This is a genomic window from Streptomyces sp. NPDC054796, from assembly GCF_053611545.1.
Genome location: NZ_JBSHAO010000055.1, coordinates 16,649 through 30,263 on the forward strand (window position 1 = coordinate 16,649; position 13,615 = coordinate 30,263).

General features: G+C 74.4%; 8 protein-coding genes. 7 read left to right on the forward strand and 1 reads right to left on the reverse strand.

Annotation, left to right across the window (positions count from 1 at the left end; all coding sequences use genetic code 11):
* The first annotated feature begins 17 nt into the window (after positions 1-17).
* From ACWGJ2_RS32625 to ACWGJ2_RS32645, 5 genes are all read left to right on the forward strand, one after another.
* Positions 18-314, forward strand: coding sequence for a DUF503 domain-containing protein (locus ACWGJ2_RS32625; protein WP_453349921.1), 297 nt, complete (start codon positions 18-20; stop codon positions 312-314).
* A gap of 15 nt (positions 315-329) precedes the next feature.
* The gene (gene rbfA, locus ACWGJ2_RS32630) at positions 330-845 is read left to right on the forward strand and encodes a 30S ribosome-binding factor RbfA (RefSeq protein WP_453349922.1); all 516 of its coding nucleotides are present in this window, start codon (positions 330-332) and stop codon (positions 843-845) included.
* A 3-nt stretch (positions 846-848) separates the two neighbouring features.
* Positions 849-1,778 (forward strand): tRNA pseudouridine(55) synthase TruB, encoded by a 930-nt coding sequence (gene truB, locus ACWGJ2_RS32635; RefSeq protein ID WP_453349923.1) that lies wholly within the window; start codon positions 849-851, stop codon positions 1,776-1,778.
* Positions 1,779-2,076: 298 nt separating this feature from the next.
* A complete protein-coding gene (locus tag ACWGJ2_RS32640; RefSeq protein ID WP_453349924.1) occupies positions 2,077-5,865 on the forward strand; it encodes a trypsin-like peptidase domain-containing protein in 3,789 nt (1,262 codons plus the stop codon).
* A gap of 139 nt (positions 5,866-6,004) precedes the next feature.
* Entirely contained in the window at positions 6,005-6,961 is a 957-nt protein-coding gene (locus ACWGJ2_RS32645) for a bifunctional riboflavin kinase/FAD synthetase (protein WP_453349925.1), read from the forward strand.
* An 84-nt stretch (positions 6,962-7,045) separates the two neighbouring features.
* Here ACWGJ2_RS32645 and ACWGJ2_RS32650 read toward each other — a convergent pair whose 3' ends face one another.
* On the reverse strand, positions 7,046-9,988 hold the full coding sequence (locus ACWGJ2_RS32650; RefSeq protein ID WP_453349926.1) for an SCO5717 family growth-regulating ATPase: 2,943 nt from the start codon (positions 9,986-9,988) through the stop codon (positions 7,046-7,048).
* 306 nt (positions 9,989-10,294) lie between these two features.
* On the opposite strand from ACWGJ2_RS32650, the gene ACWGJ2_RS32655 reads away from it, so the two are divergent.
* Both ACWGJ2_RS32655 and ACWGJ2_RS32660 read left to right on the forward strand, forming a co-directional pair.
* The gene (locus ACWGJ2_RS32655) at positions 10,295-11,788 is read left to right on the forward strand and encodes an outer membrane protein assembly factor BamB family protein (protein ID WP_453349927.1); all 1,494 of its coding nucleotides are present in this window, start codon (positions 10,295-10,297) and stop codon (positions 11,786-11,788) included.
* Positions 11,789-11,854: 66 nt separating this feature from the next.
* Positions 11,855-13,477, forward strand: coding sequence for an outer membrane protein assembly factor BamB family protein (locus ACWGJ2_RS32660; RefSeq protein WP_453349928.1), 1,623 nt, complete (start codon positions 11,855-11,857; stop codon positions 13,475-13,477).
* Positions 13,478-13,615 lie beyond the last annotated feature (138 nt).

Sequence of the window (13,615 nt, forward strand, 5' to 3'; positions counted from 1 at the left end):
GCGCGTACGATCGCCGGGTGTATGTGGGGACTCTTTCCTTTGACCTGCTGCTGGGCGACGTACATTCGCTGAAGCAGAAGCGCTCCGTCGTCCGCCCGATCGTCGCCGAGCTGCACCGCAAGTACGCGGTGAGCGCGGCAGAGGTCGGGGAGCAGGATCTCTACCGGCGTTCCACGATTGGAGTGGCGTCGGTTTCCGGAGACGTGGAACACGTGAGGGACGTACTGGACCGGTGCGAGCGCCTGGTCGCCGCCCGGCCCGAGGTGGAGCTGCTGTCGGTGCGGCGGCGGTTCCACGGAGATGAAGACGAATAGCAAGGAGACGGACCAGTGGCCGACAACGCACGGGCCAAGAGGCTGGCGGACCTCATCCGTGAGGTGGTCGCGGAGAAGCTGCACCGGGGGATCAAGGACCCGCGGCTCGGCACGCATGTGACCGTCACGGACACCCGGGTCACCGGCGATCTCCGGGAAGCGACGGTCTTCTACACGGTCTACGGCGACGAGGAGGACCGCGCGGCGGCGGCGGCCGGTCTGGAGAGCGCCAAGGGCGTGCTCCGTTCCGCCGTGGGCGCGGCCGCGGGGGTCAAGCACACCCCCAGCCTCACCTTCGTGGCGGACGCGCTGCCCGAGAACGCCAAGACCATCGACGATCTGCTCGCCCGCGCCAAGGCTTCGGACGAGGAGGTCCGCAAGGCGTCCTCCGGCGCGGACTACGCGGGCGGCGCCGACCCGTACCGCAAGCCCGCCGAGGACGAAGAGACGGATGGCGCCGACGGTCCTGACGAGGCGACCGGTGTCGCGGGCTCGGCCAAGGACGCGAAGCAGCAGGACGGGGACGCCTGACCCGTGGCACGCAAGAAGGACAACGGACCCGGCGGGCTTGTCGTCGTCGACAAGCCCGCCGGTTTCACGTCGCACGACGTGGTCGCCAAGGTGCGGGGCATCGCCCGCACGCGCAGGGTCGGCCACGCCGGGACGCTGGACCCGATGGCGACGGGAGTGCTCGTCCTCGGAGTGGAGAAGGCGACCCGCCTGCTCGGGCACCTCGCGCTGACGGAGAAGGAGTACGTGGCGACGGTCCGGCTGGGCCAGTCCACGGTCACCGAGGACGCCGAGGGCGAGCTGACGGCCTCCGCGGGCGCGGCGGGGCTGTCCCGCGAGGCGATCGCCGAGGGCATCGCCAAGCTGACCGGCGACATCCAGCAGGTGCCGTCGAAGGTCAGCGCGGTGAAGGTCGACGGCAAGCGCTCGTACGCGCGGGTGCGCGAGGGCGAGGAGGTCGAGCTGCCGCCCCGCCCGGTGACCGTCTCCTCCTTCCAGGTGTACGACGTACGCGAGGAGACGGCAGAGGACGGCACGCCGGTGACCGATCTGCTGGTCTCCGTCGTCTGCTCCTCCGGCACCTATGTACGGGCGCTGGCCCGCGATCTGGGCGACGGGCTCGGCACGGGCGGCCATCTGACGGCGCTGCGGCGCACGCGGGTCGGCCCGTACAAGCTGGACCAGGCCCGCACGCTGGAGCGGTTGCAGGGCGAGGTGGACGGGGGCGGGACGCTGTCGCTGCTGCCGCTCGCCGAGGCCGCCGCCACCGCGTTCCCGCGCTGGGACGTGGACGAGGAGCAGGCCAGGCTGCTGGGCAACGGCGCACAGCTCAGGCTGCCCGCGCCCGTGGCGCGGCAGGGCGGGCCCATCGCGGTCTTCGGGCCCGAGGAGCGCTTCCTCGCCCTCGTGGAGGAGCACAAGGGCAGGGCCAAGAGCCTCGCCGTCTTCGTCTGAGCGGTTTGTGCGGTCCGAGAAGGATGGGCCGCGCGGTGTCGCTGTGGGGCGGGCGCCGTGCCCATGACCGGTGCCGCGCGGCATGCGGCGCGGCGCCGCCCCACAGTCCCCTCCTTGGTTCTTTTGTCTCTATATCCACTCGGAGACAGGGATTCACCCCATCAGGCAGGCGCTCGGAGTGAGTCGCGGGCGTGGACGGGGGCGCGTTCGCCGGTCGGCCTGTTCCCGCTGATCAACTCCGCTCTACGGTCGGGGAGCGGGACGGGCCACGGGGCGGGGCCGCGGGGAGGTTCGGGCGATGGCGACGGTGCGTGGGGCGCACGGAGCGCGTGGAGCGCCCACGCTGGTACGGATCTGCGATCTCGCGGGACGCACGCGCGGCACCGGCTTCCTCGCCGACGACCTCGGCACCCTGGTCACCAGCCACGAGGCGGTGGACGGGCTGAGACGCGTGGTCGTCCACGCCCCCACGGAGCGGCCCGGCCGTTCCGGGGACGCCGCGGCCCCCAGTTGCCTGGCCGAGGCCGACGCCATCACCCCGCTGCCCGAGTGGGACCTCGCGCTGGTGCGTACGGCGGGCCTGGGCGTCGCGCCCGAGGTGATCGGCGTGGAACGGGCACGCGTGGCGGGCCTGCCGGTGCGGGTGTGGACGGGCGAGTGGCGGGACGCGCGGCTGACGGGCCTCGCGTCGGCCACGTACACCTCGACGGACCGCTTCCACCCGCTGGAGGACGTCCTGGAGTTGGCGCTGCCGGAGGCCGCCGCCGTGGAGGTGCGGCTCAGCAGACGGGTCTCGGGCGCGCCCGTCGTGGACGCGGAGACCGGCGCGGTGCTGGCTGTCCTCGGCACGGCCCTGCACGCGCCGCGCCGTACCGCCGCGTTCGCCGTACCGCTACGGGCGGCAGGGCTGCTGGAGCCCGAGGGGCCCGTGGGCACGCTGCTGGCCCGCAACGGCGCGACCGTCCCCGGCTTCGGCCCCGACCTCAATCTGGCGGGCGCGCTCCAGCTCACGGCGACGTCGGTCGGGCCCGCCGTGGAGCGCGCGGGGCAGCCGGTGGCGCGGCCTGAGACGGCCGAGGCGCTCCGGGAGTTCGGGGAGAGCGGCGCTTCGGTCGTCGCGCTGGTCGGCGAGCCGGGTACGGGACGTACGACGGAGCTGGCCGCCCTCGCCGCGCGGCGCGCCCGCGGGGTGGCGCCCGCGCCCACGGTGTGGCTGCGCGGTGCCGACCTGCGGGACGGGGACGGCAGCGTCCGGGAGGCGGTGGCGCGGGCGCTGGAGGAGGCGGGGCGGATCGTCGCCGCGTCGGGCGGGGCGACGGGGGATGCACAGGGCTGTGTGTCGGGGGATGCGTGTGCGCGTGGTCATGGGGGCGGGCGCGACGGGGGCCGTGGGGGAGGGCACGTCGGCGATCCCGGGGAGGCGAACCCGGGCATCGTGTCGGGCGGTGCGTCGGGGGATACGTGTGCGCGTGGCTGTGGGGGAGGGCACGTCGGGGATCCCCGTCAGGCGAACCCGGACGTCGTGGCGCGGCTGGCCAGGGGCGCCGGGCGTCCGCTGCTGGTCGTCCTCGACGGGCCCGAGGAGATGCCGCCGCGCCTGGCGCACGGGCTGCGCCGCTGGACGGCGGGCACGACGGACTGGCTGCGCGCCTCCGGAGCGCGGATGGCGGTCGCCTGCCGCCCCGAGCACTGGGAGCTGGCGGGGCCCCTGTTCCCGGCCGAGGTGCTGTACGGGGCCGGGAGCGGGGGCGGTGGCGGCGGTTCCGGGGAGGCCGCCGCGCTGCGGCCCTGCGTGCGCCTCGGCGATCTGCTCCCGGGCCAGGCGGCCCGCGCCCGCGCCCACTACGGCGTCCCGGACGGCACCCTCGGCGCACGGGACGCGGCGCACCCTCTGACGCTGCGGATGCTCGCCGGGGTACGGGCCGCGCTCGGCGAAGAGGGCTCCCAGGAGGGCGCGACGTGCGGTGCCGCCCCGGTGCCGCCCGCCAGGAGCGAGGTCTTCGACGCGCACCTCGCCCTCGTCGCGCTGCGCGTCGCAGTGCGGCTCGCTGCGGCGGAGCGGCCCGTACCGCGCGGCGGAGCGGTGCGGCGGCTGGCGGCGCGCGTCGCGGGCCGGATCCACGAGGCGGCACGGCGTTGTCTGGGTCCAGGGCAGGGCGCGCTGGAGCGGTCGGCGTTCGAGGAGGTCTTCCCCTGGGGCGGCGGCTGGGCCTCGGCCGTGCTCGCGGAGGGCGTGCTCGTACCGGCGGGCGACGGTTACCGCTTCGCGGACGAGGAGTTCGCCGACTGGGCGCAGGGGCGGCATCTGGAACTCGACGTCGCGCTGGAAGCCCTCGTCCACCGGCGCGACGCGCGGGCCGCGTCCGTGCCGGTGCCCCGGCACCGGATCGGCCCCGTCGTCCAGGCCCTGCTGCTGTGCGGGGAGGAGGAGGGGCCCGAGGCGCTGTCCCGGCGGCTGCTGCCCCTGGTGGACTTCTCGGCTCCGGACTCCGAGGCGGCCTCGGACTCCGAGGCCGCCTGGTGGGCGGCGCATCTGCTCGGGGAGACGCTGCTGCGGGTGCCCGAAGCGCGTCCGTACGCCGAGGTGCTGCGGGCGCTCGCCACGAGGGTCGTGGCCACGGTGGACTCGGCCGATGACGGCGGCGGCAGCGGCGACGGCGTCGGGCCCGGCGGTTTCGGGCCGCCGTTCTGGCGGCGGCTGCCCCTGCCGACGGCCGACCGGCTCGAACTGCTGCGGCTCCTGCTCCCCGCCGACGCGCCCTACGGGCAGGACGGCGAGCGGTACCTGGACGCGGTCGGCGCGCTGCTCGTCGCCGAGCCACGGGAGGTGCGGCGGCTGCTGTGCGGCTGGTTCGACGACGGCCGTCCGCTGCGGCGGCGCGCCGACGTGGGCGGCGACGGGGTGGCCGAGGTGACGCCGACCGTCGCCTCGGCCGCGCAGGCGCTGCTGCACACCCACCGCACCGGGGACGTCGACGACCTCATCGAGACACTGGCCGACTCCGCGCACCCGAGGGCCGATGAGCTGCTGAGGGAGCTGGCGCACGACGAGCCCACCGCGTTCTGCCGCGCCCTGGACCGCTGGGCGCACGACGCGTGTGCCCGGCGCCGGGGCACCGCCGCGCGGCACGCGCCCCGCGCGGCGCGCCACGCCCGCACCCCGGCCGACCACGCGCTTCTGCGCCGCGCCGCCCTCGCCCTGCTGCCGGATCGCGACGGGGGAGTGGACGCGCGAGCCGCCGCGCTCGCGGTGCTCGTCAGGGACCCGTACAGCCGCAGCCGGTACCTCGATGTCGCGCTGACGCACTTCGCCGCCAGTGGCGCGCCCGAGCTGGCCTCCGCGCTGGGAAGCGCGCTCGGCACCCACCCCGAGCCCGTGCTCGCCGCGTTCAGGGCGCGGCTGCGGGTGCCGGAAGCGGACGCGGCGGAGGTGTCACGGGCGCTGGCGCAGGCACGGATCCCTGCCGTCGCACGGCGCGCCGTCGCGCTCGTACGCGAGCACGCCGAGCTGCGGCCGGGGACGGCGGGCGAGGCGGTGGAGGCGTTCGTACGGCGCAGACTCACCCACGGCCCCTCGGCCCGCGCCGTGCTGCGCCCCCTCGTGACCGGGCTGCTGGCCACGGGCCGTCCAGCCCTACGGGCCGCGCTCGCCCGTGCCCTCGGCGGGGGCGAGGGGCCGCTGCGCGACGAGCTGCTGGAGGAGCTGTGCGCGGGGGAGCGCGAGGCGTCCGTGCTGGGCGACGCGCTGTGCGCGGTGGTACGGGGCGCCGCCGCGCGGCGGGCGGTGGGTGCCGACGGGTGCGGGGACGGGGCCGGGGATCCGATGGCGGAGCCGTACGGGGAGGCCGTACTGGTGCGTCGGCTCGGGCTCCTGATGGGCCGTACGGCGGAGGGCGCGGCCCGTTTCGACCGCGACCTGGTCGGGCTGGCGCGCGAGGTGCCGGGATTCGCCGCGCGGCTCCTGGCCTGGCACGAGGCCGCGCCGGGGGAGTGGAGCGCGGTGGTGGGGCCCGGCGCGCGCCGAGCGTGCGAGTCCCTGGCCGAGCACGGACGCGGTACGACGGGCACGCCCACGGGCACGGGGTGACCGTCCCCGTAGGGGTCCTGTACCGGCCTGTTCCGGCCCGTACTGGAAGGTGCGGCCTCGGTGGGTCCGATGCCGGGCACGTCTGTGCGGCATGGCACCCTTGGACCGGCGAAAACATCGGCATCGGCGAGGAGCAGACGTGCAGCGCTGGCGTGGCTTGGAGGACATCCCGGAGGGCTGGGGGCGCAGCGTCGTCACCATCGGCTCGTACGACGGGGTGCACCGCGGGCACCAGCTCATCATCGGCAGGACGGTGGAGCGCGCCCGTGAGCTGGGCGTTCCCGCCGTGGTGGTGACCTTCGACCCGCACCCGAGCGAGGTCGTACGGCCCGGCAGCCATCCACCCCTGCTGGCACCGCACCCCCGGCGAGCCGAACTCATGGGTGAGCTGGGCGTGGACGCGGTGCTGGTGCTGCCGTTCACGCAGGAGTTCTCGAAGCTCTCGCCCGCCGACTTCGTGGTGAAGGTGCTGGTCGACAAGCTGCACGCGCGCAGCGTCGTCGAGGGCCCCAACTTCCGCTTCGGCCACAAGGCCGCGGGCAATGTCGATTTCCTGGCAGAGCTGGGCGACACCTACGACTACGACGTGGTCGTCGTCGACCTCTACGAGCGCGGCAGCGCGGGCGGCGGCGAGCCCTTCTCGTCGACCCTCACCCGTCGGCTGGTGGCCGAGGGCGAGGTGGCGGGAGCGGCGGAGGTTCTCGGGCGCCCGCACCGCGTCGAGGGCGTCGTCGTGCGAGGGGCCCAGCGCGGCCGCGAACTCGGCTACCCCACGGCCAACGTCGAGACCCTGCCGCACACCGCCATCCCGGCCGACGGGGTGTACGCGGGCTGGCTGACGGTCGAGGGCGAGGCGATGCCCGCGGCGATCTCCGTCGGCACCAACCCGCAGTTCGACGGGACCGAGCGCACGGTGGAGGCGTATGCCATCGACCGCGTCGGACTCGATCTGTACGGGCTGCACGTGGCGGTGGAGTTCCTGGACTACATCAGGGGCCAGGAGAAGTTCGAGACGCTCGACGCGCTGCTGGAGCGCATGGCGCTGGACGTGGAGCGGGCACGCGTGCTGGTCTCCGCCGCCGGGCCCCGGCCGTAGGGCGGCACATGTAGCAGTGGGCCGGTGAGGACGGATCCGCCCTCACCGGCCCACTGTTGTGTGCGGTGCGTTCCGCTCCGCGTCCTACTGCTGTTGCGGCGGCTGCTGGGACCAGCCGCCCTGCTGCTGCGGCGGGTACGGCTGCTGAGGTGACTGGGGGGCCTGGGGCGGCTGGCCCCCGTAGGGCTGCTGCGGAGGCGGCGCCTGGCCGGGGACCTGGCCCTGACCCGGGACCTGGCCCTGGGCCGGGTAGCCGTAGCCGTAACCGGCCTGCTGCTGGCCCGGCATCGGCGGGGCCAACTGCGGCGGCGGGTTGCCGTCGGCCATCCAGAGCCCCTGCTCCTGCTGGGCGCGCGCGAAGTCCTCGGCGATGAGCGCCGAGAGGTTGAAGTACGCCTCTCGCGTCTTGGGCCGCATCATGTCCAGGTCCAGTTCGGCGCCCGCGGAGAGGTGCTCGTCGAACGGGATGGTCACCACGCCTCGGCAGCGGGTCTCGAAGTGGGACACGATGTCCTCGACCTTGATCATCTTGCCGGTCTCGCGCACCCCGGAGATGACCGTGATGCTGCGCTGCACGAGATCGCCGTACCCGTGCGCCGACAGCCAGTCGAGTGTGGTGCTCGCGCTGCTCGCGCCGTCGACCGAGGGCGTCGAGATGATGATCAACTGGTCGGCGAGATCGAGCACTCCGCGCATCGCGGAGTAGAGCAGGCCCGTGCCCGAGTCGGTGAGGATGATCGGGTACTGCTTGCCGAGGATGTCGATGACGCGGCGGTAGTCGTCGTCGTTGAAGGTGGTCGAGACGGCCGGGTCCACGTCGTTGGCCAGGATCTCCAGACCGGAGGCGGCCTGCGACGTGAACCTGCGGATGTCCATGTAGCTGTTCAGATACGGGATCGCCGTCACGAGGTCGCGGATCGTCGCACCCGTCTCACGGCGCACTCGGCGGCCGAGGGTGCCCGCGTCCGGGTTGGCGTCGATCGCGATGACCTTGTCCTGCCGCTCGGTCGCCAGCGTCGAGCCGAGCGCCGTGGTCGTCGTGGTCTTGCCGACGCCGCCCTTGAGGCTGATGACCGCGATGCGGTAGCAGGACAGCACGGGCGTCCGGATGAGTTCGAGCTTGCGCTGCCGCTCGGCCTCTTCCTTCTTGCCGCCGAGCCGGAACCGCGACGGCTTCGCCGGGTTCTGCGGGCGCGGCTTGCGCTTGTTGTTGACCAGCCGGTCCGAGGACAGCTCGACGGCCGCCGTGTAGCCGAGCGGCGACCCGCCCTGGTGCTGACGGCGCGGATCCTGCGGCGGCTGCCCCTGTGCCTGTGCTTGCGCCTGGTGCTGGGCGTCCCACGGGCCCGGCTGCCCGGGCTGGCCCGGGTGGCTCGGCTGCGGCTGTTGCGGCTGCGGCTGGGGTTGGCCCGGCTGCTGGGGCTGGCCGGGGTAGGGCTGCTGTGCCGCCGTGTTGGGCTGCTGGCCCTGCTGGGGGTAGCCGTATCCGGCCTGCGGGGGCTGGGGGGCCTGCGGAGCTTGCGGCTGCGCGGCGGGGTTCGCCGTAGTGGCGGGCGGCTGCTGCGCGGGCTGCTGAGCCTGCTGCGGGTAGCCGTATCCGGGCTGCGGGGACTGCGGGCTCGGCTGCGGCTGTTGCGGCTGCGGCTGGGGTTGGCCCGGCTGCTGGGGCTGGCCGGGGTAGGGCTGCTGGCCCTGCTGGGGGTAGCCGTACCCGGCCTGTGGGGGCTGGGGGGCCTGCGGAGCTTGCGGCTGCGCGGGGGCCGGTGCCGACGGAGCGGGCGCGGGCGAACCCGGCTGCTGTGCCGCCGTGTTGGGCTGCTGGCCCTGCTGCGGGTAGCCGTAACCGCCCTGCCCGGGCACGCCGCCCTGCGGGGTGCCCGTGTTGCTCGGCCACGGAGAGCCGGGCGGAGGAGAGGAGGCGGGCTGGAAGTCCGGGGGCAGCGGCGGCAGTCCGGGCGCCTGGCCCTGCGCACCCTGCGCACTCTCGGCACCGGCCGCCGGGGCCCAGGGGCCCGCCTGCTGGGGTGCGGCGGGCGACTGGCCCTGCTGCGGCGCGGCGTCGTGGGGTGCGTCGGCCGTGCGGGGGTCGGCCGCGGGCCCGGCCGGGGAGGCGTCGTCCTCCTTCGCGAGGCTCCCGGAGTCCGCGTCCGCGTCCGCGGCACCGGCCGCACCCGGGGCGTCCGACGCGTCGGAGGAACCAGGCGCGCTGGACGCCTGCGCGCCCTGCGCGGCCCCGGCACCGCTGTCCGCGCCCCCGGGCTCCGCCCCGTCGCGCTCCTTCTCTCGTTCCGCCGCCAGCTCGGCGATCTCCCGGCGCAGCGACGCCGCCGAGAACCGCATCGTGGCGCCGTCCTCGATGTCGGCCGCGCCCTCTCCCTCTCCGTCGCCCGGCGAAGTGCCGCCGGCCGGCGCTGAGTCGGACGCGTCCTCGGACGTACCGGCGTCACCGGAAGCCGGGGCGGCGTCCGCCTCGTCCCCGTGACCCAGGACGGAGGGCTCCGGCGCACCCGCGGCGCCCGTGACGCCCGTGACGCCCGCGGCATCCGCGCCGCCGTCGCCGTACCCCGAAGCGGACGCGCCCGAGGAGGCCGGGGCGCTGTCGTCGGAAGCGGCGCCCGCGCCCGGCGCCTCCGTGGACGAGGGGCGCTCGTCCGTACCGTCGGCGGTCGTGCCGTCGTCGGCGCGGCCGTGTTCCTGGCCACCGCCGGGGCCGTCCGTCGCGCCGGGCCCGGCCAGCGAGAAGTCCGCGCCGCTGCCGCTGTCCCCGCCACCGGACGGAGCACCGGACGGAACAGCGGAGCCGGCGGCGGCCGAAGAGCCGGTGTCGTAGGAGGTGTTGGCGGTATTGGCAGTGCTGGCGGTGTTGGCGCCGCTGGTGCTGTTCGCGTTCTGCGTGTACCAGGCAGGCGGTGTGTAGTCGATGGTGAACTGGCCCGTGGACTCGGTCTCGGCCTCAGCTTCCGCATCGAGCCGATCGGTATTGGGCGTCATCCCGCTGACGCGGACTTCGTCCCGATCGCTGCTCACAATGCCTCCTGCTGCTGTGGTCATACGCCCCGAATTTTGCTGCTGCGCGCTGCTCAAGCCTAATCGCCGTCACACCGGCCACGGGAGTCTGGTCCCGCGCGGAGGAGAGGTACGGAGAAGAGGACGGAACCGCCGCATCCGACTGAACCAGCCGAATGTCTCGATTCAGTCTCGGCCCCCCATGCGGTCTGTGGCTGATGTGTCGTATGCGATGTCTTGTGATCAATGTGTGTCGGCATACTGAGCCCGGAGCCGATGCCGGACGAATCCGCAGGCACCACCAGCTTCGCAGAAAGGTGTCAACGGATGTCGCAGCCGCCTCCCCGGCCCGCCATGCCTCCCCGGCCCCCGCACCTTTGGGAAGGTTCCCCCAGCGCGCATCCGTCGCATCATCCCATCGCGCCGGGGGAGTTCGGACCACCCCCGTCGCCGCCACCGGAGTTCGGGCCCCCGCCCACCGGGAGCCCCGGGCCGGGCGGAAGCACGGGCCCCGCCCGTGGACGGCGCCGTACGGTCGCCCTGGTCCTCGCCGCCCTCCTCGTCGTCGCGGGCCTCGGCGCGGGCGGCTGGGCCCTGTTCGGGCCCTCGTCCGCCGGGGACGACGAGGCGGCGGAACGTCCCCCGCACAGGACCAGGACCGAGCTGGCCTGGAGCGAGGACGCCGAGGCCCCGGACGAGGGCGTCCTCGACACGCCGGGCACCTGGTTCACGGACGCGCACGCGGTGAAGGCACAGCCCGAGCGCGTCGTGGCCCTCGGCCTGGCGGACGGCGAGCGCGACTGGAGCCTCCCCCTGGACGGCACGCTGTGCGGGACGTCGCTGGAGTCGGTGGCGGGCAGGGCGGCGGTGCAGCACGGGCCTGGCTGCACCGAACTCACCCTGCTCGACCTGGACAAGGGCCGCGAACTGTGGACCCGCCGGCTCAGCGACCCGTTCGACCCCGGCCGCTTCGAGGCGGGCGAGCTGGCCGTCACCCGCAACACCGTCGCCATCTCCTCGGTGAGCGGCTCGGCCGTCTACCGCATCAGCGACCGTAAAAAGGTCTACGACGACGGAGGCACCGCCGACGGCTGTCACCCCGTCGGCGTGCGCGGCGGCGAAGCGCTCGTCGCCCGCGTACAGTGCGGCGGCGCGAACGCCGGGCAGGTGTGGGGCTTTGACCCGGAGACGGGCGAGCGCGCCTGGAAGTGGGAGGCGCCGCGCGGCCTCGACATCGCCAAGATCGTCGCCACCTCACCGGCCGTCGTCGGCATGCAGACGGAGTCCTCGGACGGCGCCGAGTTCCTGATGCGGCTCGGGGACGAGGGGCGCGAGCCGGTGAAGATGGAGATGCAGCGCCAGAACGCGTACCTGTGCTCCAACCCGACGGCCCTGTGCACCGACGTGGTCGTCGGCGACGGCGCCGTCTACGTCCCCGGCGAGACGCACTCCTCCCACGGCGACGGCAGCGCCACCGTCAACGAGGTCATCGCCTACGACCTGGAGACCGGCAAGGTCAAGTGGTCGGGCGAGCCAGAGGACAAGCGCGAGCTCGCGCCCGTCGCCACGCTCGACGGAGATCTGATCGCCTACGAGACGGCCACGCAGGAGAAGGGCGGGGCCCTGCTGCGCTTCGACGGGGAGACGGGCGAGCGCTCGGTGTACGAACGCCATCCGGTGGCCACGAGCGAGCGCGAGAGCGACATGGCCGACGACGCGGTGCCGCTGCTGCACCAGGGGATGTTCTTCCTCGCGGCCGAGGAGATCTACGGGAGGGACCGCGGCGAGGAGGCGAAGTCCCTGCTCGCGGCCTTCCGCTGACCTGCCCCGCACGGACCACGCACCGTCCGGAGTGCCCGGCCGGACCTTACGGAGAACGAGAGACGGATGTCGCAGCCGCCGAGCCACGGCCCCTACAACCCGCCCCCGTGGCAGCCAGGACCGCAGGGGCCGAACCCGTACAGCCAGCCGCCCGGCCAGCCCGGCCAGCCCAACCCGTACGCGGGCCACCCGCCGCAGCAGCCCCCGCCCTACCCGCCGCCCTTCCCCCACCAGGGCCCGCCGGTTCCGCCGGGTCCGCCGACGATGCCCCCGGACCCGTCGGGCGGCGGCGGGCGCAAGGGGCGGCGTACGGCACTGCTCGCGGGCGTGCTGGCGCTGGCGCTCGGCCTGGGCGGCGGGCTCTGGTTCACGGTCGGCCCCGGCAGCGGGAGCGGGGGCGGGAGCGGTGAGGACCGCGTCGAGCAGAGCGCCCCGCCCGAGCACAGCCACAAGAAGACGAGCGCCATGGCCTGGCAGGCACCCGCGCCCAAGGGCAAGATCAAGGATCACGTCGCCTCGGACGCCAGGGGCACCTGGTTCACGGAGAAGGCCGTCATCAAGGCCGAGATCAAGCAGGTCAAGACGTACGCGCGCGACGACGGGAAGGTCCTCGGCGAGGTGACCCTGCCGGGCGACATCTGCGGGGACCGCGTGCCGCCGAGCGGCGGCACCCTCGCGGTGACGTACAAGAGCGGCAAGGTCTGCGACAAGCTCACCCTCATCGACCTCGCGGAGCACAAGCGCGTGTGGACGAAGACGCTGCCCGACGAGTACGCGGACGGCGAGCCGGTCACCTGGTCCACCCACACGCGGGTCAAGGACACGCTCTACGTCGCCCTCGACGGCCGCCTCACCGCACTGAACGCCGCCGACGGCGAGCGGCGCTGGACCAGGAACCTGCCGAAGGGCTGGGCCTGGGGCCACGTGGTGGGCGGCGAAGGACGGCTGCTCACCACCCTCCAGCGCACGGATGGTTCCCGCACCGGCACCGGCTCCACCTCGCGGGTGCGGGAGCTGTCCCCGGCCGACGGCGCCACCAAGTGGACCTGGCGGGTCCCGGCGAACAAGCGCGTCGAAGTGTTCGCCTCCACCTCGCCCCTGGTGCTGGGGCTGGCGACGGGCAAGGAGTACGTGGTCACCGAGTTCGTCTCGCTCAGCGACAGCGGCAAGCGCCGCGCCGGTATCCCGCTGCTCAAGAGCGGCCCCAGGTCCAAGGACGGGGTGCCGAACCTCAAGCACGTGCCCGGCTGCGGCTACGGCGGCGACGGCTGCTCCGACACCGTGATCACCAACGACATGGTCTACCTCCCGACCGAGGACGCGCGCAGCGGCGGCGACGCCGACTGGGAGGAGAACAAGATCGTGGCCTACAGCCTCGCCACCGGCCGCGTCGAGTGGTCGAAGACCACGGGCCCCAAGCGCTCCGGCATCCCGGTGGACGTCGACGGCGGCAACGTCATCGTCTACGCCGAGGCCACCGCCGAGAGCGGCGGCCAGCTCATCCGCTTCGACCCCGACACCGGCGCCAGGTCCGTCTACCAGAAGCACCCCGACAGCGACAGCGACACCGAGCGCCGCACCTACGCGCCGGGCACACCGCTGCCCGTCTACCTCGACCGGGGCCAGTTCTTCATCGTCAGCGAATCGCTGGGCGGCAGCGAGGAGATGATCATCACCGCGTACGAGTGACCGCCGCGCGGCGGCACACGGCGGAACATACGGAGAGGGGGCCCCCCCGTGCCCCGCGCCGGCCCCCCCGCCGGCACCAGGCCCCCGCCGTGCACCCACTGTCTCCTTGACACCACTCCCAGCCCCCCCGACACACCC

What these genes read in the sequence shown, in the direction of transcription:
- ACWGJ2_RS32640 (WP_453349924.1), top strand. Translation starts at nt 2,077, where the DNA reads ATGGCGACGGTGCGTGGGGCGCACGGAGCGCGTGGAGCGCCCACGCTG.
- ACWGJ2_RS32655 (WP_453349927.1), top strand. Translation starts at nt 10,295, where the DNA reads ATGTCGCAGCCGCCTCCCCGGCCCGCCATGCCTCCCCGGCCCCCGCAC.
- ACWGJ2_RS32660 (WP_453349928.1), top strand. Translation starts at nt 11,855, where the DNA reads ATGTCGCAGCCGCCGAGCCACGGCCCCTACAACCCGCCCCCGTGGCAG.